The organism is Sinosporangium siamense, from assembly GCF_016863435.1.
Lineage (GTDB): Bacteria > Actinomycetota > Actinomycetes > Streptosporangiales > Streptosporangiaceae > Sinosporangium > Sinosporangium siamense.
In genome coordinates this window covers 119,875-143,005 of the sequence record NZ_BOOW01000007.1, presented here as the reverse complement: position 1 = coordinate 143,005, position 23,131 = coordinate 119,875, and the positions used below count along the sequence as shown (strand labels likewise).

The 23,131-nt window shown below is 68.5% G+C and carries 20 protein-coding genes; 6 read left to right on the top strand and 14 right to left on the bottom strand.

All coding sequences use genetic code 11. The features are described 5' to 3' along the window. Positions 1–144: 144 nt before the first annotated feature. The 5 genes from Ssi02_RS05530 to Ssi02_RS05510 all read right to left on the bottom strand — a co-directional run bounded on the left by Ssi02_RS05530 (position 145) and on the right by Ssi02_RS05510 (position 5,279). The gene (locus tag Ssi02_RS05530) at positions 145–1,125 is read right to left on the bottom strand and encodes a malate dehydrogenase (RefSeq protein WP_204021708.1); all 981 of its coding nucleotides are present in this window, start codon (positions 1,123–1,125) and stop codon (positions 145–147) included. A 238-nt stretch (positions 1,126–1,363) separates the two neighbouring features. After that, complete coding sequence (locus tag Ssi02_RS05525; RefSeq protein ID WP_204021706.1) at positions 1,364–2,425, bottom strand: serine/threonine-protein kinase; 1,062 nt, start codon at positions 2,423–2,425, stop codon at positions 1,364–1,366. 134 nt (positions 2,426–2,559) lie between these two features. Next, entirely contained in the window at positions 2,560–3,774 is a 1,215-nt protein-coding gene (locus Ssi02_RS05520; RefSeq protein ID WP_204021704.1) for an NADP-dependent isocitrate dehydrogenase, read from the bottom strand. A 108-nt stretch (positions 3,775–3,882) separates the two neighbouring features. Continuing rightward, complete coding sequence (locus Ssi02_RS05515) at positions 3,883–4,161, bottom strand: DUF3017 domain-containing protein (protein ID WP_204021702.1); 279 nt, start codon at positions 4,159–4,161, stop codon at positions 3,883–3,885. After that, complete coding sequence (locus Ssi02_RS05510) at positions 4,158–5,279, bottom strand: citrate/2-methylcitrate synthase (RefSeq protein ID WP_204021700.1); 1,122 nt, start codon at positions 5,277–5,279, stop codon at positions 4,158–4,160. The genes Ssi02_RS05515 and Ssi02_RS05510 overlap by 4 nt, the downstream gene beginning before the upstream one ends. Positions 5,280–5,460: 181 nt before the next feature. On the opposite strand from Ssi02_RS05510, the gene Ssi02_RS05505 reads away from it, so the two are divergent. Then, the gene (locus tag Ssi02_RS05505) at positions 5,461–6,117 is read left to right on the top strand and encodes an FHA domain-containing protein (protein ID WP_204021698.1); all 657 of its coding nucleotides are present in this window, start codon (positions 5,461–5,463) and stop codon (positions 6,115–6,117) included. 101 nt (positions 6,118–6,218) lie between these two features. On the opposite strand, the gene Ssi02_RS05500 is transcribed toward Ssi02_RS05505, so the two are convergent. From Ssi02_RS05500 to purN, 3 genes are read right to left on the bottom strand one after another with little or no spacing between them, the layout of a single operon-like run. After that, positions 6,219–7,067, bottom strand: a complete 849-nt coding sequence (locus Ssi02_RS05500) for a bifunctional methylenetetrahydrofolate dehydrogenase/methenyltetrahydrofolate cyclohydrolase (protein ID WP_204021695.1) — start codon at positions 7,065–7,067, stop codon at positions 6,219–6,221. 42 nt (positions 7,068–7,109) lie between these two features. Continuing rightward, complete coding sequence (purH, locus tag Ssi02_RS05495) at positions 7,110–8,657, bottom strand: bifunctional phosphoribosylaminoimidazolecarboxamide formyltransferase/IMP cyclohydrolase (protein ID WP_204021693.1); 1,548 nt, start codon at positions 8,655–8,657, stop codon at positions 7,110–7,112. A gap of 58 nt (positions 8,658–8,715) precedes the next feature. After that, a complete protein-coding gene (purN, locus tag Ssi02_RS05490; protein ID WP_239128615.1) occupies positions 8,716–9,333 on the bottom strand; it encodes a phosphoribosylglycinamide formyltransferase in 618 nt (205 codons plus the stop codon). A 96-nt stretch (positions 9,334–9,429) separates the two neighbouring features. Here purN and Ssi02_RS05485 point away from each other — a divergent pair, with 96 nt between their 5' ends. Further along, a complete protein-coding gene (locus tag Ssi02_RS05485; protein ID WP_204021689.1) occupies positions 9,430–9,849 on the top strand; it encodes a hypothetical protein in 420 nt (139 codons plus the stop codon). A 90-nt stretch (positions 9,850–9,939) separates the two neighbouring features. Here Ssi02_RS05485 and Ssi02_RS05480 read toward each other — a convergent pair whose 3' ends face one another. The 5 genes from Ssi02_RS05480 to Ssi02_RS05460 form a co-directional block, all read right to left on the bottom strand. Further along, the gene (locus Ssi02_RS05480) at positions 9,940–11,568 is read right to left on the bottom strand and encodes a cell division protein PerM (protein WP_204021688.1); all 1,629 of its coding nucleotides are present in this window, start codon (positions 11,566–11,568) and stop codon (positions 9,940–9,942) included. A gap of 290 nt (positions 11,569–11,858) precedes the next feature. Then, complete coding sequence (locus Ssi02_RS05475) at positions 11,859–12,257, bottom strand: VOC family protein (protein WP_204021687.1); 399 nt, start codon at positions 12,255–12,257, stop codon at positions 11,859–11,861. A gap of 352 nt (positions 12,258–12,609) precedes the next feature. Then, positions 12,610–13,485 (bottom strand): succinate--CoA ligase subunit alpha, encoded by an 876-nt coding sequence (sucD, locus tag Ssi02_RS05470; protein WP_204021686.1) that lies wholly within the window; start codon positions 13,483–13,485, stop codon positions 12,610–12,612. Between the two features lies 1 nt (position 13,486). Beyond that, positions 13,487–14,665 (bottom strand): ADP-forming succinate--CoA ligase subunit beta, encoded by a 1,179-nt coding sequence (gene sucC / locus Ssi02_RS05465; RefSeq protein WP_204021685.1) that lies wholly within the window; start codon positions 14,663–14,665, stop codon positions 13,487–13,489. A 324-nt stretch (positions 14,666–14,989) separates the two neighbouring features. Then, positions 14,990–15,397, bottom strand: coding sequence for a cobalamin B12-binding domain-containing protein (locus tag Ssi02_RS05460; RefSeq protein ID WP_204021684.1), 408 nt, complete (start codon positions 15,395–15,397; stop codon positions 14,990–14,992). Between the two features lie 1,120 nt (positions 15,398–16,517). Here Ssi02_RS05460 and Ssi02_RS05455 point away from each other — a divergent pair. The 3 genes from Ssi02_RS05455 to Ssi02_RS05445 all read left to right on the top strand — a co-directional run bounded on the left by Ssi02_RS05455 (position 16,518) and on the right by Ssi02_RS05445 (position 19,520). After that, complete coding sequence (locus Ssi02_RS05455) at positions 16,518–17,474, top strand: hypothetical protein (RefSeq protein WP_204021683.1); 957 nt, start codon at positions 16,518–16,520, stop codon at positions 17,472–17,474. A gap of 95 nt (positions 17,475–17,569) precedes the next feature. Further along, positions 17,570–18,520 (top strand): hypothetical protein, encoded by a 951-nt coding sequence (locus tag Ssi02_RS05450; RefSeq protein ID WP_204021681.1) that lies wholly within the window; start codon positions 17,570–17,572, stop codon positions 18,518–18,520. A gap of 61 nt (positions 18,521–18,581) precedes the next feature. Further along, the gene (locus Ssi02_RS05445; RefSeq protein WP_204021679.1) at positions 18,582–19,520 is read left to right on the top strand and encodes a hypothetical protein; all 939 of its coding nucleotides are present in this window, start codon (positions 18,582–18,584) and stop codon (positions 19,518–19,520) included. A gap of 334 nt (positions 19,521–19,854) precedes the next feature. Here the strand turns inward: Ssi02_RS05445 and pcrA are convergent, their stop codons facing one another. Next, positions 19,855–22,077, bottom strand: a complete 2,223-nt coding sequence (gene pcrA, locus Ssi02_RS05440) for a DNA helicase PcrA (RefSeq protein ID WP_204022016.1) — start codon at positions 22,075–22,077, stop codon at positions 19,855–19,857. A 149-nt stretch (positions 22,078–22,226) separates the two neighbouring features. On the opposite strand from pcrA, the gene Ssi02_RS05435 reads away from it, so the two are divergent. Continuing rightward, positions 22,227–22,946, top strand: coding sequence for a PIG-L deacetylase family protein (locus tag Ssi02_RS05435; protein ID WP_204021677.1), 720 nt, complete (start codon positions 22,227–22,229; stop codon positions 22,944–22,946). Positions 22,947–23,131: the final 185 nt, after the last annotated feature.

Here is a 23,131-nt window from a genome sequence, read left to right as displayed (position 1 = left end):
GAGAATCCACTGCCCAATTTGACCATGGGATGACCCGGCCGGCGCTGCTCCAGCGCACCAAAAACAGCCCTGCTTCAACGCCAGAAACAGAAGTGGCCGAGCGCGACGGTGAACACCGTCGCCCTCGGCCGCTCTAGGTCAGCCTCAGATGAGGTTCAGGGCGCGCACCGCGTCGCGCTCCTCCACCAGCTCCTGCACCGACGCGTCGATGCGCTCGCGGGAGAACGAGTCGATGGACAGGCCCTGCACGATCTCCCAGCGGCCCTCGCGGGAGACGACCGGGAAGGACGAGATGAGGCCCTCCGGCACGCCGTAGGAGCCGTCGGACGGGATCGCGGCGGAGGTCCAGTCACCCTCGGGCGTGCCGTTCACCCAGTCGTGCACGTGGTCGATCGCGGCGTTGGCCGCAGAGGCCGCCGAGGAGGCGCCGCGAGCCGCGATGATGGCCGCGCCGCGCTTGGCGACGGTCGGGATGAAGGTGTCGCGCAGCCACGCCTCGTCGACCAGCTCGGCCGCGATCTTGCCGCCCACCTCGGTGTGGAACAGGTCGGGGTATTGCGTGGCCGAGTGGTTGCCCCAGATCGTCATCTTCGAGATGTCGGTGACCGACACCTCAAGCTTCGCGGCGAGCTGCGAGAGCGCCCGGTTGTGGTCGAGCCTGGTCATCGCGGTGAAGCGCTCGGCCGGCACGTCCGGGGCCGCCGCCTGGGCGATGAGGGCGTTGGTGTTGGCCGGGTTGCCGACCACGAGCACGCGGATGTCGTCGGCCGCGTGGGCGTTGATGGCCGCACCCTGCGGGCCGAAGATGCCGCCGTTGGCCTCAAGCAGGTCGCCGCGCTCCATCCCCGCGGTCCGCGGGCGGGCGCCGACCAGCAGCGCCACGTTGGCGCCGTCGAACGCCTTGCCGGCGTCGTCGGTGATCTCGATGCCCTTGAGGAGCGGGAAGGCGCAGTCGTCGAGCTCCATCGCGGTGCCCTCGGCGGCCTTGAGCGCCGGCGGGATCTCAAGCAGGCTTAGCCTCACGGGAACGTCGGCCCCGAGGAGCTGCCCCGACGCGATGCGGAACAGCAGCGCGTAACCGATCTGACCGGCGGCACCGGTGACGGTGACCTTTACGGGAGCCATGACCTTCCCCCAACTGAGCTGGATTCCATGTGTCAGGCGGATGGTATCCGTCCGCCGGTTCGGCCGCGCGACCGGGTTGCGGCCCTCGCGGGTGGGAGCGCGCCCCCGTCCTTCCGGCGCCGGCCGCGCGGGAGGCCGCGGCGCCGCCCCGGTGGTGGCCGGCCTGGCTTCCGCCGTACCTCCTGTGAGGGGGTCAATGGTGGCCGCGGCCGGGCTTCCGCCGTATTTCCCGAGGGGGTCAGCCGAAGAGGAGCAAGAGGACCGCGGCTGTGGCGGCGGCGACGATCAAGGTGATGGCGGCGATGAGCATCCACCGGAAGGGAGACCACGTCTCCGCAGGTGGCGGGGCCTCCACCGGCTCGGGGCGGGGAGAGGGGGCCAGGGTGGGCATGCGCACCGGAAGGGTCGGGGGTGACATGGGGGCGGACGCGTCGCCCCTGCCGGGGGTGGCGACCTGCACGCCGTGGTCGAGCAGGGAGGTCGCCGCGTCGCCGCCGGGGCGGCCGAGGAGGCGGCGGAGGACCTGTTCGGCGCTGGGGCGTTCCGCGGGATTCTTGGACAGGGCCAGGGAGACCGCACCGCGGAGGGGTTCGGGGAGGGCGGAGACGTCGACGTCGTGGTTGAGGACGCGGTTGAGCACGACGGCGATGGAGGAGCCGCCGAAGGTGTCGGTGCCGGTGGCCGCGAACATGATCGTGGAGCCCCAGGCGAACACGTCGGTGAAGGTCCCCACCTCGCTGCCGGAGATCTGTTCGGGGGCGAGATAGGCGGGGGTGCCGACCGCGCGGCTGGTGATGGTGCCGGTGTCGACGAGGCGTGCGATGCCGAAGTCGACCACGCGGGGACCGTCTGCGGCCATCAGCACGTTGTCGGGTTTGAAGTCGCGGTGCACGATCGCGGCGCGGTGGATGGCGGTGAGGGCGGTGGCCGTGCCGACGGCGAGTCGTTCCAGGGTGGTGCCGCTGACGGGTCCGCCGGTCTCGACGACCGCGCCGAGGGAGCGCCCGGCGATGAACTCGCTGGCGATATATGGCGTGTCGCCTTCGATGTCGGCCTCGACCACGCGTGCCGTACAGAACGACGCGACTCGCTGGGAGGCCCGCAGCTCGCGGGCGAACCTCGATCGTGCCCGGGCGTCGCCGGTGAACCTCATGTGCAGGAGTTTGACGGCGGCCTGATCGCCCGACTCGCCCACGCCGAGGTAGACGACCCCCTGGCCGCCTTCGCCGATGCGTCCTACCAGGCGAAACCGCCCGAGCCGCTCGGGATCTCCCGCCATGAGCGGCGCGATCTGCGGCATCCTCGCCCCTCTCCCCAGCGTCCCGGAGTGCACTCTACGGCCCTGACAAGGCCGGGAAAACGCCAGGGGACGGAAACGCCCGGTCAGGTGGGGGGACCACCGGACCGGGCGTTGCCAGAAGCCTGAGGGCGAGGTCAGGCCATCTTCTTCTTGAGGTTCTCGTCCAGCGCCGCCAGGAAGTCCTGGGTGGTCAGCCACTCGGCGTCGCCGCCGACCAGCAGGGCGAGGTCCTTGGTCATCTGACCGCCCTCGACCGTCTCGACGCAGACCTGCTCCAGCTTGCCGGCGAAGTCGATCACCGCGGGGGTGTTGTCGAGCTTGCCGCGGTGCTGGAGACCACGGGTCCAGGCGAAGATCGAGGCGATCGGGTTGGTGGAGGTGGGGTTGCCCTTCTGGTGCTGCCGGAAGTGCCGGGTGACCGTGCCGTGCGCGGCCTCGGCCTCGACGGTGCGCCCGTCGGGGGTCATGAGGACCGAGGTCATCAGGCCGAGCGAGCCGAAGCCCTGGGCCACGGTGTCGGACTGCACGTCACCGTCGTAGTTCTTGCAGGCCCAGACGTAGCCGCCCTCCCACTTGAGCGCCGCGGCGACCATGTCGTCGATGAGACGGTGCTCGTAAATGAGGCCGGCGGCCTCGAAGTCGGCCTTGAACTCGGTCTCGTAGACTTCGGCGAAGATGTCCTTGAAGCGCCCGTCGTAGGCCTTCATGATGGTGTTCTTCGTCGAGAGGTAGACCGGATAGTTCCGGGCCAGGCCATACCTCATCGAGGCGCGGGCGAAGTCGCGGATCGACTCGTCGAGGTTGTACATCGCCATCGCGACGCCCCCACCGGGGAAGTCGAACACGTTGTACTCGATGGGCTCCGACCCGTCCTTCGGGGTGAAGGTGAGGGTCAGGCTGCCTTCGCCGGGCACGACGAAGTCGGTGGCGCGATACTGGTCGCCGAAGGCGTGACGGCCGACGACGATCGGCTTGGTCCAGCCGGGCACCAGCCTCGGGATGTTCGACATGATGATCGGCTCGCGGAAAATCACGCCGCCGAGGATGTTGCGGATGGTCCCGTTGGGGGACTTCCACATCTTCTTCAGGCCGAATTCCTCGACCCGAGCCTCATCGGGGGTGATGGTCGCACACTTCACGCCCACGCCGTGCTGCTTGATGGCGTTGGCCGCGTCGATGGTGACCTGGTCGTCCGTGGCGTCGCGGTGTTCGATGCCGAGGTCGTAGTACTTCAGGTCGACGTCGAGGTAGGGAAGGATCAGCTGATCCTTGATGAACTGCCAGATGATCCGGGTCATCTCGTCGCCGTCAAGTTCGACGACCGGCCCCTCTACCTTGATCTTGGGCATACGTGTGGTTCCCCTTCATGAACTGAACAATGACCGGAAGTCACATTGAGGCTCACTGGCCGTTGAGGCTACCCGACCCGTGTGACCCGTCTGTGATGCGGTCAGCGGTTATCGCTTGTAGAACACGAGGAAAGCCACCGCGATCACGATCAGGCCGCCCATGGCGGCCATCACCATGACGTCGACCATCCGGTCGCGCACGGCGAGACGGCCCGCCGCGCGATCGCCGCGCAGCAGCCGGAAGACCATGCCGATCAGCAACGACAGGCCCATGATCAGGGCCCCGCTCATCGGGTGCCCGAAGGCGACCACACCCACGCCGGCGACCGCACCCGCCAAAACCAGCGGGTACGGTCCCCAGCGCTCTTCACTCCTGCTGCGAGTCACCGCTCGTCGATCGGTTTCCACTTCTGGTCACGCTCACCGATGTATTCACTGTCCGGCCGTATGAGGCGGTTGTCGGCATGCTGCTCGATCACATGAGCTGTCCAGCCGGACATCCGGCTGACCGAGAAGACCGGAGTAAACAGGTCCGTCGGAATACCAAGGTAGTGGTAGACCGTGGCAGCGTAGAAGTCGACATTGGGATAAAGCTTCTTCTCCGCAAAGACCACCTCCTCCATCTCCCTCGACATGCGATAAAACGTACGGTCCCCCGTTGATTCGGACAGTTCTTCGGACAACCTGCGCAGATGGGTGGCCCGGGGGTCCTCGGTCTTGTAAACCCGGTGGCCGAAACCCATGATCTTTTCACCGGCGGCCAGTTTTCCGCGCACGACCCCGGCCACCCGGCTGGGTTCAATCGATTCAAGCGTCCGCATGACCTGCTCGTTCGCGCCGCCGTGGAGCGGGCCCTTGAGCGTGCCGATGGCCGCCACGACCGCCGAATGCATGTCGGCGAGTGTGGCGGCGCAGACCCTGGCCGCGAACGTCGAGGCGTTCATGGTGTGGTCCGCGTGAAGCACCAGGCACGTGTCGAAGATCTCGATCTCTCGCGGGGTCGGTGTGCGATTGCTCACTTGATGCAGGAAATTGGCCGCGACGCCGAGTGCCGGATCGGCCTCGGGGACGGTGTTCCCGCTCCTGGCCGCGTGATAACGGGCGACGAGAATGCCCTGCTGAGCCGTAAGCCTGGCAGCTTTACGCTGATTGGCTTCGGGGGAGTTGCTTGACTTGTCCGGATCGTCGGCTGTGGCCAGCGAGACCAGTGTGCGCAGCGCCTCCATGGGCGTCTGCTTTTCGGCGATCTTGGAGAGGTTCTCCTCGACGAGGGCGCCGAGTGTCTGGCCACCGGCCAGCTCGGCCCGGTATTTCGCGAGCTGAGCACCGGTCGGAAGGGTGCCGCGCTGGAGCAGATGGGCGGCTTCCTCGAAGGTGGTGCGACCGGCTAGATCATGGATGTCATATCCGCGATAGAAGAGGCGACCGGCCTTGCCGTCGATGTCGCTGAGTGCTGTGGATGCGGCAACGACGTCGGCGAGTCCTTTGGTGGGCTTGTCCGCCATGAGTGGTTCCTCCGCTTTTCTCCGCCCGAAGTCTACCCGTGAGCAGGCAAAACCAGCCGAGGAGGTCCAGACCAATTTCAACCTGGATTCTGCTCATGGCAAAGGCGATTCCTAAGCGCATCCTTTGGGTAAGCCGGATCTGTAGCAACAGTAACGGCCGGCTACCTGGGGAGGAACTGCCGTGGAGGGGCCGTTCATTCGCATCGAGGACACAGGCGAGGTTGTCCCGTTGCGCCCAGAGATCACGACGGTCGGGCGGGGTCGGGGTGCCGACATCCGCCTGACGGACCCAAGTGTGTCGAGGCTCCACGCCGAACTCATTCGGCGAGGCCCTTACCTCTACGTCGTGGATCTCGGACTTTCCCGTAACGGCACACGCGTCAACGGCAGGCCGATAGCCCGGAGGGTGCTCGACGACGGCGACGTCGTCTCCTTCGGCGCGGCCAGATGCCGTATCGGCGGTGTGCCCCGGGAAGACTTCGCACCAGAGGTGGAACTCCGCCGCGCGGCGGCGCCTGAACTCACGAGGCGCGAAGTCGACGTCTTGACGTCGCTATGCCGACCAGCGCTATCGGACGAGGCATTCGTCGCCCCGGCAACAGCGCGGGAGATAGCAGATGACCTGGTCGTGACTGAAGCGGCGGTCAAGCAGCATTTGCTGCGGCTCTACCAGAAATTCCGCATCCCGGAGGGCACAAACCGGCGCACCCGGCTGGCCAACGAGGTGGTGGCGCTGGGTTTGGTCCGGCCCACCCCCGTGGTGCCGCCACAGCGTTCGCCAAGCGGCACCACGGCGCCCGAGCCCCATACGGCGGCGGGCAGCCGCCGGGCGTCCTGACACGCGGCGGGCCCAGACGCTCGTGCGCGACACCACGAGCCCCCTGAGCCCCGGACCGCATCGATCGGATCGGCTGTGGCCGCACTACAGTGCGGCCTCGCCTACACCGCCCGCTCGGCCGCCTCGACCACGTTGGTCAGCAACATGGCCCGCGTCATGGGGCCGACGCCGCCCGGGTTCGGCGCGACGAAGCCGGCGACGTCCCTGACATCCAGGGACACGTCGCCGGCCAGCTTGCCGTCCACTCGCGACACGCCCACGTCGAGTACGGCGGCGCCGGGCTTGACCATGTCCGCCGTGATCAGCCCCGGCACCCCGGCCGCCGCAACCACAACGTCCGCGCGGCGCACGTGCGCCGCGAGGTCCACGGTGCCGGTGTGGCAGAGGGTCACCGTCGCGTTCTCGGCGCGCCGCGTCAGCAGCAGGCCGAGGGGACGCCCGACGGTGATGCCCCGGCCCACGACCACGACCTCGGCGCCCTTCAGCGGCACGCCGTATTCCGCGAGGAGGGCCACGATGCCCTTCGGCGTGCACGGAAGCGGGGCCTCGACCATGTGCACCAGGCGGCCGAGGTTGACCGGGTGCAGGCCGTCGGCGTCCTTGCCCGGGTCCATGCGCTCGATCAGCGCCTGGCTGTCGAGGTGGCGCGGCAGCGGCAACTGCACGATGTAACCGGTGCACGCCGGATCGGCGTTCAGCTCGTCGATGACGGCCTCGACGTCGGCGGCGCTCGCGTCCTCCGGCAGGTCCCGGCGGAGGGAGGCGATGCCGACCTCCGCGCAGTCGCGGTGCTTGCTCGCGACGTAGATCTGACTGCCGGGGTCGTCGCCCACCAGGATCGACCCCAAGCCGGGCCGCACCCCCCGCTCCGCCAAAGCCGCCACACGCCGGGCGAGATCGGCTTTGATCTTGGCGGCGGTCGCTTTACCGTCGAGGATCTGCGCGCTCATGTATGAGGTCCTTCCCTGGGCGTGGGTGTGAAACGTGGTGTGTCAGTGGAAGAAGTGACGGGTGCCGGTGAAATAGAGGGTGATGCCGGCCCGCTCCGCGGCGGCGACGACCTCCTCGTCCCGCACGGAGCCGCCCGGCTCGACGATCGCCTTGACCCCCGCCTCGGCGAGCACCTCAAGCCCGTCGGCGAAGGGGAAGAACGCGTCGGAGGCCGCCACAGAACCCGCGGCCCGCTCCCCCGCCCGCGACACCGCGAGCCTGGCCGAGTCGACCCGGTTGACCTGCCCCATGCCCACACCGACGGTCGCGCCGTCCGCGGCCAGCAGGATCGCGTTGGACTTGACCGAACGGCACGCCTTCCAGGCGAACGCGAGATCGGCCAGCACCCCCGGCGCCGCCGCGGACCCCGCCTTGAGCTCCCACGTCGAGGGGTCGTCCCCCGGCGCGTCGACCCGGTCGACCGTCTGGGTGAGCACTCCGCCGTCGATGCGCCGGAACTCCACGGTGTTCGCCGGCCCCTCCGGGCACACCAGCAGCCGCAGGTTCTTCTTCTCCCGGAGTACGGCGAGAGCCTCGTCGCTGAAGCCGGGCGCCACCACGACCTCGGTGAACACCTCGGCGACCTGCCGGGCCATCTCCCCGGAGACCTCACGGTTGACGGCGATGACCCCGCCGTATGCCGACACCGGGTCGCAGGCGTGGGCCTTGCGGTGGGCCTCGGCCACGTCGGCACCGACGGCCACCCCGCAGGGGTTGGCGTGCTTGATGATGGCGACGGCCGGCTCGGCGAAGTCCCAGGCGGCACGCCAGGCGGCGTCGGAGTCCACGTAGTTGTTGTAGGACATCTCCTTGCCGTGGAGCTGCTCGGCCCCGGCCAGACCCTCGGATCCGGCGGAGTAGAGCGCGGCCTTCTGGTGCGGGTTCTCACCGTAGCGAAGCACGTCGCGGCGCGTCCACGTGCCCGCCATGAAGACCGGCCAGACCGCGTCGCCCTCGGCGGCGTAGGAGTTGTGGAACCACGAGGCGACCTCGACGTCGTAGCTCGCCGTGTGCGCGTATGCCGCCCCGGCGAGAGCCCGCCGCTCCGCCTCGGTGTAGCCGCCCTCGGAGACCGCGCGCAGCACGTCGCCGTAGCGCGCCGGGTCGACCACCACCGCGACCGTGCCGTGGTTCTTGGCGCCGGCGCGGATCATCGCGGGCCCGCCGATGTCGATCTGCTCGACGCACTCGGCGGCCGACGCTCCCGAGGCCACCGTCTCCCGGAACGGGTAAAGGTTGACCACGAGGAGCTGGAACGGCTCGATCTCCAGCTCTTCGAGCTGCTTGACGTGCGCCTGCTTCGAACCGTCGGCGAGCAGCCCGGCGTGCACCCGGGGGTGCAGCGTCTTGACCCGCCCGTCGAGGCACTCGGGGAAACCGGTCAGCGACTCGACCGGCGTCACGGGCACGCCGTACGACGCGATCTTCGCTGCCGTGCCGCCGGTCGACACGATCTCGATCCCGGCCGCGTCCAAGCCGCGGGCCAGCTCCTCCAGCCCCGACTTGTCGTATACCGCGATCAGCGCGCGACGAATGGCGATGCGGGTCACGTGGTGGTCCTCTCTCTCCTGAAGCAGGTTCTTCTGAAGCAGGTCATGCCCGGCTCATCTACCGGGTCACGCCAAGCGAAACCTCGCGGCCGGTCACGGTAAAACCCTCACGGGCCATACGACCGACGGTCTGGACGAGCAGGCGGCGCTCGACGACCTTGATGCGCTCATGCAGCGACGACTCGTCGTCGCCGGGCAGCACCTCGACCGCCTCCTGCGCGATCACCGGGCCGGTGTCGACGCCCGCGTCCACCAGGTGGACGGTGCAGCCGGTGACCTTCACCCCGTAGGCCAGCGCGTCGCGCACCGCGTGCGCGCCTGGGAACGACGGCAGCAGCGCCGGATGGGTGTTGACGATGGAGTTCTCCTTGAGCACCCGGGGCCCCAGGATCTTCATGAACCCGGCCGACACCACAAGATCGGGCCGGTGCTCGGCGAGGCGGGAGGCCAGCGCCTCGTCCCACGCCTCCCGGCTCGGGTGCGCCTTCACCCGCTCGACGAAGGTCGGCACTCCAGCGCGCTCCGCGCGGGCCAGCCCCTCGATGCCGTCACGGTCGGCGCCCACGGCCACGATCGCCGCGCCGTACCCGTCATCGGACACGGCGTCGAGCAAGGCCTGTAGGTTGGTGCCAGAACCGGAGACGAGAATGACAAGCCGAGCGGCCTGGCGAGACACAGTGCACTCCATTCGCGGCAGACTGGATGAGCAAGGAAGAAGACAACGCAGCCAGCGTATCCGCCCGCTCGCGGCGACGACGATTGAGGAGGTCCGGTGACGACACCGGTCCAGATTCCCTCCGGGCCAAGGCCCGCCGAGGAAACGGCCCGCCGTGCTCTCCTGCTCGCCCTGGCCGCTCTGGTGCTGACGTTCACACTGCCCTTGGCGGGCGTCGTGGTCGGTTTCCTCGCCCTGGCGGCCTCCGGGCGGGCCCGCACGGCCCTCGTCAGCGCGGGCAAGAGCGCGACGGTCGCGTTCGCCGGGCTCGGGGTGTCGGCGGTGGCGCTGCTGTTGTCGTTCTCGGCGACGGTGTTCCAGCTTTACTTCGGTAACGAGCTTCTCGCCTACACCGAGTGTCTCAAGGGCGCCGGCACGATCGCCTCCCAGCAGGACTGTTTCTCGCAGTTCGAGCGTGCCGTGCAGGCCCGGTCGCCGTTCGACATCCAGTGGGCGCTGCGTTCGCTGGCGCCCTGACGAGCTTATTGAACGCCGCCTACGGGCCTTGGGCTGCCGTCTACGGACCCCAGCCCGGCGTTTACGAGCCTTTGGCGGCGTTAACGGCGCTCAGTCCCGGTCCCAGGCGTAGGGGTCTAGATAAATCACCTTGCCGCCCTTGTCGTCTGACTCGTCCACGATGTCGCGGCGGGGCGGGCGAGGCGGTTCGGGCTTCTTCCACGTCTTCGGCCGGGGCTCGGCCAGCGTCTGATGCGTCGCCGCGTCGTGCTCGTCCGTCCAATCGTCACGGATGACCGGGATCGGCTGCGTGTCGCACTCCGTGGCGTCCATCCAGTGCCCCGGCAGCGCCTTCGGCTCCTCCTGGTCGGCCAGGCCCACCCGGCCCGCGACCTTCGCGATCGCCGCGCCCGCCTTGCGCACCGGGGTCGCCAGCGACGCCCGGCGGCGCGACATCAGCCACCAGTTCGTGATGCCCGCCGAGATGCCGGCGGCCACCCCCACCTCCAGCGTCACCGAGAGCATGACCTCCCACGGCGAGGGCCCCATCGCCGACAACCGCGCCCCGCCCAGCGGCCCGCCCGACAACGCGGCCAGCAACCCGGCCGTGCCACCGGTCACGAGGCCGCACAGGAACCCCCACAACGGCGCCGCCTCGTAGGACGGCGTCGGCGCGACCCGCGCCACCACCACCCCCGCCACGGCGCCCGCTGCGAACGGGATGGCCAGCACGGTCATCATCCACGGCGACATCGGCCCCGCCTCGGGCAGCGCGCCGAACGCCGGCAGGCTGGGCACCGTGCCCAGATGCACGCCGGTCGGAGCCACCAGCGTGCCCGTCCCGATCGCGAACCCCGGCCCGGCGATGTAGGCCATGCCCCAGATCACCGCGTTGAGCAGGTAAAGCGCCTGGATGAGCACCAGCAGCAGGCCACCCACCAGCTCCGGCGCCAGCACCTCCGACAGATCGCGGACCTGCCCGAAGTTCACCACCAGCGCACCCAGCACCAGCACCAGGCCCGCGATCAACATGATCGTCAGCGCCACCGCCGTGCCCACCACCAGCGACCGCACCCGCTCCGGCAGCAGCTTGAGCATCACGCGCCACGGCCCGATCGTGCGCGCCACCGCGAGCGACCCGGCCAGGAACGCCAGCACCAGGTGGCTCACCAGCGCCTCACCGAGGAACGGCTGCGTGATGTCGTTGCGCGCCACCAGCGCGATGCCCCCCGCGAGCAGGGAGTACGGCGCAGCCAGCGAAATGCCGGCCTGGGCCACGAGCACGAGCTGCGCCCGGCGGCGGGCGTTGGCGACGTCCTTGGGTGTGCCCTTCGGCAACCTCGCCGGCAGCCGCAGCCGCAGATCGGCGTCGCGCGCCATCCAGAGGCCCGCCCGATAGAGCAGCAGCGCCGGCAACACCGTCAGCCCCAGCGGCAGCAAGCCCACCCTGCCGCCGCCCGGGATCGCGAACCCCGCATGGTGGGCGGCCAGCCAGAGCTGCGCCGCCGTGCGGAACACCCCGGGCAGCCCCGGCCCGAGCGCCCCTCGCGGCGCGGCGATCCATCCCACCAGGGTCAGTGTCGTCAACACGGCGAGACCCACACCGAGCGTCCAGGCCGCCGCGAGCATGCCCGACACGGGCAACGGACGCCGCGGCTCGTCATCGTCACCCGACATGCCGGGAATGCGGCTGAAGACGGATCGGGGGGCCGACCGTAGCTGGTCTAGAAGGGCCGTCACGCTATCGATGTTCTCAAGCTTTTCCCTTCCCCCGTCTGAGCCGCGCCGCAGCCACGCTGGCGCATTTCGGGGTGATCCCCCTTACATAGGCAGGTCCTGACGGGCAGGGTCCAATGGGGGTGGTCTGACGGGCAGGGTCCGATAGGCGGGTCCTGACGGGCAGGGTCCGATGCGTGTGGTCTGACGGGTGGGGTCTGACGAGCAGGGTCCGATGGGCGTGGTCGACCGGTGGGGTCTGACGGACAGGGTCCGATGGGCGTGTCTGACGGACAGGGTCTGACGGACAGGGTCTACATGGGCGCCGGCCCCAGAAGATCCCACCGGTTGCCGGCGATGTCGAGAAAGACGGCGACACTGCCGTAGGACTCGGCGCGCGGCTCGCCCACGAACTCCACGCCCGCGGCCTTCATCCGCGCGTAGGTCTCCTCGAAGTCGTCCACCCGGAGGAAGAACCCGACCCGCCCGCCCAGTTGCTCCCCCACCACGGCGGCCTGCCGCTCGCCGTCGGCCCGCGCCAGCAGGACAGCGGTCTCGGCCCCCGGCGGACGCACGACCACCCACCGCTTGGGCCGCCCGTCGTTCGTCAGCGACGGAGAGTCTTCGACCAGGTCGAACCCCAGCACACCGGTGAAGAACTCGATGGCCGGGTCATAGTCCTCGACGACGATGGTGAAGAGCTCAATCCGCATCCGGAGATCCTATGATCTCCCGTCCGACGAGAACCAGCCCTCATTTCCGGGATTGGCCCTTTACCTCGAAATATCCCAACTAAGCGCAGCAGCTCTGAGTAGGCCCGACACATCACAGGTTTGCCCTGGTCAGCACCCTTGCCGCTGTCGATGAGAGCTTCCCGGAATGACGGCCTGCAAAGCCCACCGCGGCATCGCCGTACAAAGCCCCTTCAATGCCAAGTCGACCAGCGTCGGCCCCTCGAATATCGCAACGAATGGCACCGCCGTACAAATGCCAAGTGCCCCACGGCGGTACGCCGCAGGGCACTTGGGATGGAGATCTAAAAGTGGGCCGAGACCCGCAGACCCGCTAGCGCGACTGCATGACCTCGCGCATGAGGCGGGCGGTCTCGCTGGGGGTCTTGCCGACGCGGACGCCGACCTTCTCCAGGGCTTCCTTCTTGGCCTGGGCCGTGCCGGAGGAGCCGGAGACGATGGCGCCGGCGTGGCCCATGGTCTTGCCCTCGGGCGCGGTGAAGCCGGCCACGTAGGCCACGACGGGCTTGGTGACGTGCTGCTCGATGTAGGCAGCGGCACGCTCCTCGGCGTCGCCGCCGATCTCGCCGATCATGACGATGGCCTCGGTGGCCGGGTCGTCCTGGAACGCCTGGAGGGCGTCGATGTGGGTGGTGCCGATGACGGGGTCACCGCCGATGCCGACGCAGGACGAGAAGCCGATGTCCCGCAGTTCGTACATCAACTGGTAGGTCAGCGTGCCCGACTTGGACACGAGGCCGATGCGCCCGCTGGTGGTGATGTCGGCCGGGATGATGCCGGCGTTGGACGCGCCGGGGGAGGCGATGCCGGGGCAGTTGGGACCGATGATGCGGGTCTTGTTGCCCTTGGCCGTGGCGTAGGCCCAGAAGGCGGTGGTGTCGTGCACCGGCACACCCTCGGTGATGACCACGCACAGCGGGATCTCGGCGTCGATCGCCTCCTTGACGGCGTCCTTGGTGAACGCCGGGGGAACGAAGACGACGGAGACGTCGGCGCCCGTGGTGGCCATGGCCTCGGCGACGGTGCCGAACACGGGAAGCCCCTCGTGGACGGTGCCGGCCTTGCGGGCGTTGACGCCGCCGACGACCTTGGCGCCCGAGGCGAGCATGCGCCGGGTGTGCTTGGTGCCCTCGGACCCGGTCATGCCCTGGACGATGATCTTGGAGTTTTCGGTCAGCCAGATAGCCATGTCACACCCCAGCCGCGGCGAGCTCGGCGGCGCGCTTGGCCGCGTCATCCATAGTGTCCACCAGTTCCACGCCGGCGAGTTTGGCGTCGGCGAGAATCTGGCGCCCGAGAAGGGCGTTGTTACCGTCAAGTCTTACGACGAGCGGGCGGGTGACGCTCTCACCCCGCTCGGCGAGGAGCTGGAAGGCGGCGACCACGCCGTTGGCGACCGCGTCGCACGCGGTGATGCCGCCGAAGACGTTGACGAAGACCGACTTCACGCTGGGGTCGGACAGGACGATCTCCAGGCCGTTGGCCATGACCTCGGCGGAGGCGCCGCCGCCGATGTCGAGGAAGTTGGCGGGCCGCTGGCCGCCGAACTCCTCACCGGCGTAGGCGACGACGTCGAGGGTGGACATGACCAGCCCGGCGCCGTTGCCGATGATGCCGACGGAGCCGTCGAGCTTGACGTAGTTGAGGTCCTTCTCCTTGGCCCTGGCCTCCAGCGGGTCCTCGGCCGCCTTGTCGGCGTAGGCCTCGTGCTCGGGCTGGCGGAAGGAGGCGTTCTCGTCGAGGGTGACCTTGCCGTCGAGGGCGACGACGCGGCCGTCGGCGGTGAGGATCAACGGGTTGACCTCGACGAGGGAGGCGTCCTCGTCGAGGAAGACGGCCCAGAGCTTCTCGATGAGCTCGGCGGCGCCTTCGACGGCGGCGGCGGGCAGGCCGCCGGCCTGGGCGATCTCCCGGGCCCTGGCGCGGTCCACGCCGTCGAGCGCGGAGACCGGGACCTTGGCGACCTTCTCAGGGGTGCTGGCCGCGACCTCTTCGATGTCCATGCCGCCGGCGGCCGAGCAGATGGCGAGGAAGGTGCGGTTGGCACGGTCGAGAAGGAAGGAGAAGTAGTACTCCTCCGCGATGGCGCTCGCCTCTTCGACGAGCACCTTGTGGACCGTGTGCCCCTTGATGTCCATGCCGAGGATGTCGGTCGCCTTGGCGGCCGCGTCGACCGCGTCCGCGGCCACCTTCACGCCGCCGGCCTTGCCCCTGCCCCCGGTCTTGACCTGGGCTTTCACGACGACGCGGCCGGTCAGCTCTTCGGCTGCCTTCCGCGCCTCCTCCACGGTGTGCGCGACGACGCCGCGCGGCACCGGGATGCCGTATTCCGCGAAGAGCTCCTTCGCCTGATGTTCGAACAGGTCCACGAGGGTCCGTCCTTGCTTCTCCGGCTGTTTCTACTGTGTTGACGGTCGCGCTGCGCACGACGGCTCATGCGCGCCTAAGGCACACTCGCGTCGACGACCAGGCCCCAAGCACGGTGACCCGGCGATTTCCGCCAATGAAGCCTAGCCCCACCGGGAGCCTGACCTCCCCAGCGGGTCCACTGTGGACCTTGCCAGGACAGGACGACATAGGGCAGAGTTTCGCAAAATATCTTTAACCACGTGGCCGAATCGCTGAGCTAGGCGCGTGGAGTTCCTAGCTGCGGCCATGCCGAACCAGCCCTTTAGCCCTTATATAGGGACGACTTACGGCGAAGCGGGCACCTTCGCGCTCACCCACTCCACGATCTCGTTCATGTGCGCCCCCGGCGTGAACACCTGGGCCACCCCCATGCGCTGGAGCGCGGGGATGTCCTCCTCCGGGATGACACCTCCGCCGAACACCACGACGTGGCCGGCACCGCGCTCCCGGAGCAACTCGACGACCCTGGCGAACTGCGTCATGTGGGCGCCGGAGAGCACCGAGAGCCCGATGGCCGCGGCGTGCTCCCGGACGGCGGTGTCCACGATCTGCTCCGGAGACTGGTGCAGGCCGGTGTAGACGACGTCGATCCCCGCGTCCCGCAACGCTCGCGCGACCAGCTTGACGCCACGGTCGTGCCCGTCGAGCCCGGGTTTGGCAAGGATGACGCGGATCGTTCCGCTGGGTTCCATGCGGACCTCCTCTGCGGTGCGTGAGCACACGCGGGACGGTCGTCGGCGCCGCGACCACGCGCACGCCCTCTTTTCGCAGCGTATCCCCTCAGTCCCCAGCAGGAAGGGCGGGACTCCTCATGGCGGCACCGGACGCCGCCTCCCTGGCACGCCCTTCCAGCGACACGAGACCCCATCCATGCCTTTTCGCGAAAGATCATCCGCTTGTCCCCCAGATCCGCGAAAATCAATAGATAGTTCCTCACTCCCTCCTCACAGGACACAAGAACCCCATGAGCCGCCGGATCCCCCTCATCGCCACCGCTCTCTCGACGGTCGCTCCCGCATCCCCGACGCCGCCCTCGCGACCGGTACGGCGGAAGCCCGGGCCGCCGGCGCCCTGGGCGGGGCGGTGAGGAGTCTGCTCAACGGCGACGGCGGCGTCACCATCGCCCAGACCGTCACGTTCGCCACCCCCACCGCGGCGGGCACCGACCTGCGCAGGGTCGCAGAACAAGGGCAGGCCGGACTTCGGAAGGGACGGGATCGCCGCCATGGGCATCCTCCAGCGGAAAGCTTATGCCTATTCCGCCCGAAGCCCGCGATTGAAGTCAACCGTCAAGCGGCCCGTCAGATGGAAAACCACGAAAGAGCCGCTCCATATAATTGTCGTCGACGGAACCCTGTATCAAAGCGATGCCGTCGTCATTAAAGAGCCACCCGCCACACCTAGCGGTCCGGAAGCCTCGACACCAAGGCTTCCGAACCCGCGCTCGTTGAGTCGGACGACATGCATGCCCCGCCGGACCACGGGTGACGCGGCCCTGGCTTCGCACCGTTCCATCGGCCTGCCGTATTCACCGCACTAAGCACGCCGACCACCGGGTAAATCGGTGATATAACAGCTTTCGCAACGGTGTCGGGAAACTCACACCCAACGCCATTGTGCACTCACAGCGGGTGAGGATTTTCCCTCCACCTGGACCGTTGGTCGACGGTTGCCCACATGCTGCACAATCCGCGGTCCCCACCTGCCGCACGCTCGACGACGCCGTGACTATATGGTGATCTTTTTCGTATAGAAAAGTCACCGGATTGCCTTAGCCGCAGTGAGGCATCCTGCAGGAGGAATTCACCCCCCATGAAGCGATGGATCACCCTTGCCGCAGCCGTGCTGGCCGCGCCCGCGCTTGTCGCGGGAGGCGCCGGGGCCGCGGTGGCCGCGCCGCGGCAGGATGCGGCTGCCGTGCTCACCCCCGGCGCGGCGCTCAAGCGCCAGCTGGCGGGCAAGGGCAGTGTCACGATCGACCACCGGCGGGCCACGTTCCACCGGGATGAGGACCGCGAGGACAGCGCGTACATCACGAAGGGTGTGCTGGGGTTCGACAAGGGCAAGGTGCGGTCCGTCGATCTCACTTCCCGCCTCGCCGTCTCCCCGGAGTTCCGCGAGATGCTGGCGGAGGAGAACACCGGCCTGCTCAGCCTGCTCACGCCCCGCCAGGTCATCGTGGTCAACGGCACCCGCTACGTCTACGACGAGCAGCTGGCGAAATATCTCCCCAAGCTCAAGATGTGGCTGAGCGCGCCGAACGGGGACCCGCTCTGGCCGACCGACGCCCTCGAGGTGGTCGACGTGCTGGACCCGATCACGCTCGACGGTGTGATGAGGCTCGGCGGCAAGAAGAGCCCCGGCGCCGTGTTCGAAAACGGCACGAGGACGACTCTCTACCGGGTGAAGACGACCGTCGGCGCCCTGAGCAAGATCTCTCCGCCGCTTCTGGAGAACCTCCGGCAGACCGGCCAGGCCACGCCCAGGGTGTTGCGCCGGCCCGCGACCGTCAAGGTCTGGCTCGGCCCCGACCAGCTTCCGCGCCGCAGCCAGGTGAGCGTCGCCGAGGAGGAAGAGTCGACCAAGACCACCACGGCCTACACCCGATGGGGCGGCCCCGCGACGGTCACGGCTCCCGACCCCTCACTCGTCGTCCGGAGAGACGAGATCACGTTGCCCGAGCACCTCTCCTCTCCGTTCAGCCTCCTCGTCGATCCGCCGCTCGACTCGGACCCACCCCGTAAGGCCGACCTCCAGCGCATCCCCTGAGCGGCGCCGGTAGGCATCGTGCGCAAGCACCGCGAACTTCTTCCACAAGCAATGGAGCCTCACCCGCAGCGAGGCACTTCCAGGAGGCCAATCTCATGAAGCGATGGACCACCCTTGCCGCCGCCGTACTCGCGGCCCCCGCCCTGGTCGCGGCCGGTGCCGGCACGGCTACCGCCGCCCCGCAGAAGTCCGGGTCGGCGGCGCTCACCCCCGGCGACGCCGTCAAGCGGGTGCTCAGCGGCACCGGCGGCGTCGCGATCAACCAGCGCAGCCGGCTGACCGTCAAGGGCGACAAGCGGCTGTCCGACTTCAAGGCGCCGGGACAGGTGACCTCGGGTGTCCTGGGGTTCGGCGGCGGCAAGGTGACCGCGCTGGACCTGAAGTCCCGCATGGTCGTCGCGCCGGAGGTGCGCGAGGAGATCAAGAAGGCGGACGAGGAGCTGGCGCAGCTCGCGCTTGAGCCCGTCCACGTGATCTCCGTCGGCAACGTGAACTACGTGAACAGCGAGTTCTTCGCGCAGTATCTCCCCACCGGCAAGACGTGGGTGAGCTCGCCGACCAAGGGCCAGGCCGTCTGGCCGCTCGACACCAACCCCAACGCCGTGGACCCCGCCTCGCTGAACGGCATGTGGAACCTCCTGACGAGCAAGGGCACCAAGAAGCCGGGCGGCACGTACGACGGCGTCAAGACCACCGTCTACGGCATCAAGACCACCATGGGCGAGCTCGCCAAGGCCGAAGCCTCGAAGGGGGGCAAGCCGGTCTACGTGCCCAAGGGCAAGGAGGCGAAGTCGCCCGTCACCATCAAGATCTGGCTCGGCTCCGACCAGCTCCCCCGCCGCGCTCAGGTCAGCCTCTCGATGAAGATCGGGCGGGCGACGCTGACGCAGAACAGCATCACGGATCTCACCGCGTGGGGTAAGCCCGTGAACATCACGGCTCCCGACCCGTCGCTGGTGATCAGCGCTGAGGACCTGCCGCAGCCGCTGTTCCCCGGCCTCCTGGACGACGCACTCCGCCTCGACCCCAAGCGGGTGCTCTCCTAACCGGCAACCATCCCTCATGCCTTCGCCACAGCGAGGCATTTCAGAAGGAAGTCCCCCTCTCATGAAGCGTTGGATCGCCATGGCCGCCGTGGCCGTCGCTCTCCCCGCGATCGCCGCGGCAGCCCCGGCAAGCGCCAAGAGCGCCCAGGCCGCCCCCAAGACTCCCAGTGCCGCGCTGAAGGCGTTCGTGGTGCCGGGCAACGGGGTCAAGATCACCGACCGCCTCAACACGTCGGTGAACGCCGGAGGCTACAAGGCCGGATTCAGCACGACGGCCAACGGCACGCTGGCCTTCGGTGCCGGCAAGGTCAACTCCCACGACCTCAAGCGGCGCTGGACACTCTCCCCGGTGTTCAAGCAGGCGCTGACCGCGGAGTTCAAGAAGGAATTCAAGACCGACGCGGCTCAGATCGAGAAGCTTCTCAAGCCCTCCCGCACCGTCGCCGTCGGCACGTCGCTCTACTACAGCGGCGCGTACTACGCGGACAAGCTGCCCGAGGGCAAGAAGTGGGTGCACACCAAGCTGCCCGCTCCGCTTCCGGTCACCAACGGCTCGCTGGTCAACGTCTTCAACCTGAAGACGTACAACGCCGTGCAGGCCGTCGCCACGAAGAAGTCGCCTGGCGGCACGCTCGACGGTGTGAAGACCACCCTCCTCCAGGGGAGCATCACGCTGGGCAAACTACGGCAGGTCTCGGACATCAAGCAGGCCTTCCCCCAGCTCACCCCTGCTCAGGCGAAGATCCCGGTCACCATCAAGATCTGGATCGGCGCGGACCAGCTGCCCCGTCGCGTAACCACCACGATCGCTCAGAAGCAGGGTAAGGGCGACACCGCGGTCACGACGACGCTCAGCCAGACCACCAACCTGACCGGATGGGCGAAGGGCGTCAAGGTGACGGCACCCCCGGCCGACCAGGTGGTCGAGCTCGCCGACCTCGACACCGAGGGCCTTGGCAACCTCAAGCCCTGGGACATGTCGACCAACTCCATCGGCTGACAACCAGCCGGGAACCCGGACCGCGGCCCGTGCCTACCTCCCCGGGGGCACGGGCCGTTCCCTTTTCACAGAGCACCGGTGCCGGACACCCGTTTCATAGAGCCCCTGGTGCCGGATGCCCGCTTGGTAGAGCCCTGGCCTCGGATGCCCGTCACCGCAAAGCCCGCCGACTGGCGCCCATCGCCGTGGCACCTACCGGCGGGTGGCCATCGCCGGAGACCGGCCACCAGGCGCCGATCACCGGTTCTTATGGAGAGGGACCTATAGGCAAGGCCCCGCCGGACAGATCCCCGATCAAAGGGTCTGCCGGCAGGGCCTGTCTACAAGGGCCGCGTCAGAGCTTCTCCAGCGACGCGTAGAGAAGCAGCAGCGTCTTCTCCCCCGAACTGCCGAAGTCGACCTTGACCTTGGTCTTCTCCGCGACCCCGTCGACGGTGAGCACCGTGCCGAGGCCGAACTTGTCGTGCGTGACGCGGTCGCCGGGCTTCAGGGAGGGCAGCTCACGCCCGGTGGACTTGCGCGCGGTGGCGGGCGCGGACTCCCTGCGGGTGGCGGCCGACCACGCGGTCTTCTCCGGCGGGGTGCGCCAGTCGACGAGCTCGCCGGGCACCTCGGCGACGAACCGCGACGCCGGGTTGAACGCCGGCGAGCCCCACGAGCTGCGCACCGCGGCGCGGGTCATGTAAAGCCGCTCACGCGCCCGGGTGATGCCGACGTAGGCGAGGCGGCGCTCCTCCTCCAGCTCCCGCGGCTCGCCCAGCGAACGCATGTGGGGGAAGACGCCGTCCTCCATGCCGGTGAGGAACACCACGGGGAACTCGAGCCCCTTGGCGGTGTGGAGGGTCATGAGGGTGACGACGCCCTGCCCGCCCTCGGCCTCGGGGATCTGGTCGGCGTCGGCGACCAGCGAGATCTGCTCAAGGAACTCGACCAGCGTGCCCTCGGGATTGGCCTCCTCGAACTCCCCCGCGACCGAGATCAGCTCGTCGAGGTTTTCCAGGCGGCTCTCATCCTGCGGGTCGTCCGACGCCTCCAGCTCCGCGCGGTAGCCCGTGACGGTCAGCACCTCGCCCGCGAGCTCGGCCGGCGTGACCTCCGCGGCCTTGGCCCGCAGCTCGTCGAGGAGCGCTGTGAACTCCTTGACCGCGTTGGCCGACCGGGTCGCCACACCGGGCGCCTCGTCGACGCGGAGCAGCGCGTCCCAGAACGTGATGCGCTCACGCGAGGCGAACGCCTCGATCATGGCCTCGGCGCGGTCGCCGATGCCGCGCCTCGGCACGTTGAGGATGCGGCGCAGCGACACGATGTCACCGGGGTTGGCGATCACCCGCAGGTAGGCCAGCAGGTCGCGGACCTCCTTGCGCTCGTAGAAGCGCACACCGCCCACGACCTTGTACGGCAGGCCGGTGCGAATGAAGATCTCCTCGAAGACGCGGGAGGCGGCGTTGGTGCGGTAGAACACCGCGACCTCGCCCGCCCTGACGTTCTCGTCGTCGCTGAGCCGGTCGACCTCGCCGGCGACGAACATCGCCTCGTCGTGCTCGTTGTCGGCGACATATCCGACGATCATGGGCCCCGCGCCCTGGTCGGACCAGAGGTTCTTCGGCTTGCGGCCCTCGTTGCGGGAGATGACGGCGTTGGCCGCCGACAGGATGGTCTGAGTGGAGCGGTAGTTCTGCTCCAGCAGGATGGTCGTGGCGTCGGGATAGTCGCGCTCGAACTCCAGGATGTTGCGGATCGTCGCACCCCGGAAGGCGTAGATCGACTGGTCGGCGTCGCCGACGACGCAGAGCTCGGCGGGCTCGACCGCGCCCTCCCGCACGACGTCGCCGTCGACGGTGAGCAGCTCCGGCCGCCCCACCAGCTCACGGATCAGCACATATTGCGCATGGTTGGTGTCTTGGTATTCGTCGACCAGGACATGCCGGAACCTCCGCCGATAGTGCTCGGCGACCTCGGGGAAGATCTGGAACAGGTTGACCGTGAGCATGATGAGGTCGTCGAAGTCCATCGCACCGGCCTCGGTGAGCTTCGTCTGATAGCTCCGATAGGCCTCGGCGACCTTGCGCTCAAGGTGAGTGCCCGCCTTCTCCGCGGCGGCCTCATAGTCGATCAGCTCGTTTTTGAAGTCGCTGACCTGGTTGGAGAAGGAACGCGGCGGATAACGCTTGGGATCGAGGTCCATCTCACGGCAGACCATCGCCATGAGCCGCTGGGAGTCGGCCTGGTCGTAGATCGAGAAACTCGTGGGGAACCCCAGCCGCTTGGCCTCCCTGCGCAGGATGCGCACGCACGCGCTGTGGAACGTCATCACCCACATGGCCCGGGACCGGGCCCCGATCAGGGCCTCGACCCGCTCCTTCATCTCTCGCGCGGCCTTGTTGGTGAAGGTGATCGCGAGGATCTCCTGGGGCTGGACATGCCGCTCAGACAGCAGGTAGGCGATGCGATGGGTGAGCACCCTGGTCTTGCCCGATCCGGCGCCCGCGACGATCAGCACGGGGCCGCCGGTATGGATGACGGCTTCGCGCTGCTGCGGGTTGAGACCGTCGAGCAAGGGGTGGTCAGCAGAGACTCGGGTGGGCACGTCCCTAGCGTACGGTCGCCCACTGACAACCGCCGCACGTCACGGAATAGTCGTTCCCGACACGCGCGTTTGGAGATCGAAGAACTCCCCCGCGCCGAGCGCCGACGAAAAGAGCGATCATGCTGGACGCAGCCGAGATCGAGCAGGTCCTGGTGGTGACCGCGCACCCCGACGACGTGGACTTCGGCGCGGCGGGCACAGTCGCACTGTTCACCGGCAGGGGTGTCAAAGTGACCTACTGCGTGGTGACCGACGGCGACGCCGGCGGATTCGACCGCGAGCTCGACAACTCCGGCATGGCCGAGTTGCGCCGCGGCGAGCAGCGGACCGCCGCCAAGGCGGTCGGCGTGGACGACGTGCGCTTCCTCGGCTACAGCGACGGCACGGTCGTGCAGACACTCGACCTGCGCCGCGACATCGCCCGCGTCATCCGCCAGGTGCGCCCCGACCTCCTGATCACCCACAGCCCCGAGCGCAACTACCGCTTCATCGCCCCCAGCCACCCCGACCACCGAGCCGTCGGCGGCGCGGCACTGGACGCGGTCTACCCCGACGCGCGCAACCCCTACGCGTTCCCCGAGTTGTTCAAGGACGAAGGCCTTGAGGCGTGGACCGTCCGCGAAGTCTGGCTGACAGGCGGCCCCACCCCCAACCACTACGTGGACATCACCGACACCATCGACCGCAAACTCGCCGCCCTCCACTCCCACGCGAGCCAGGTGAGCCACGTCGAGGACTTCGAGTCCTTCGTACGAAGCCGATTCGGCGAAGCCGCACTAGCCGCCGGCTACGGCGAAGACCGCTACGCCGAAGCGTTCCAGACCGTCACAACAGCCTGACCCTCCAGCGGCCCCAGATCGCGTGAGCTGCCCACCGCCGACGGGGGTGTGTTCTTCCCGACGGGGGCCGCCACCGTTGTGGGCGCCATGCCGGCTCCGGTGCTCGCCCGCAGGTTTCCGCCCGCCGTGGTGGTGCCTGCCCCGGCCCAAGGTCATGCAAGCCGCATCCTCGCCGCCGCAGGCTT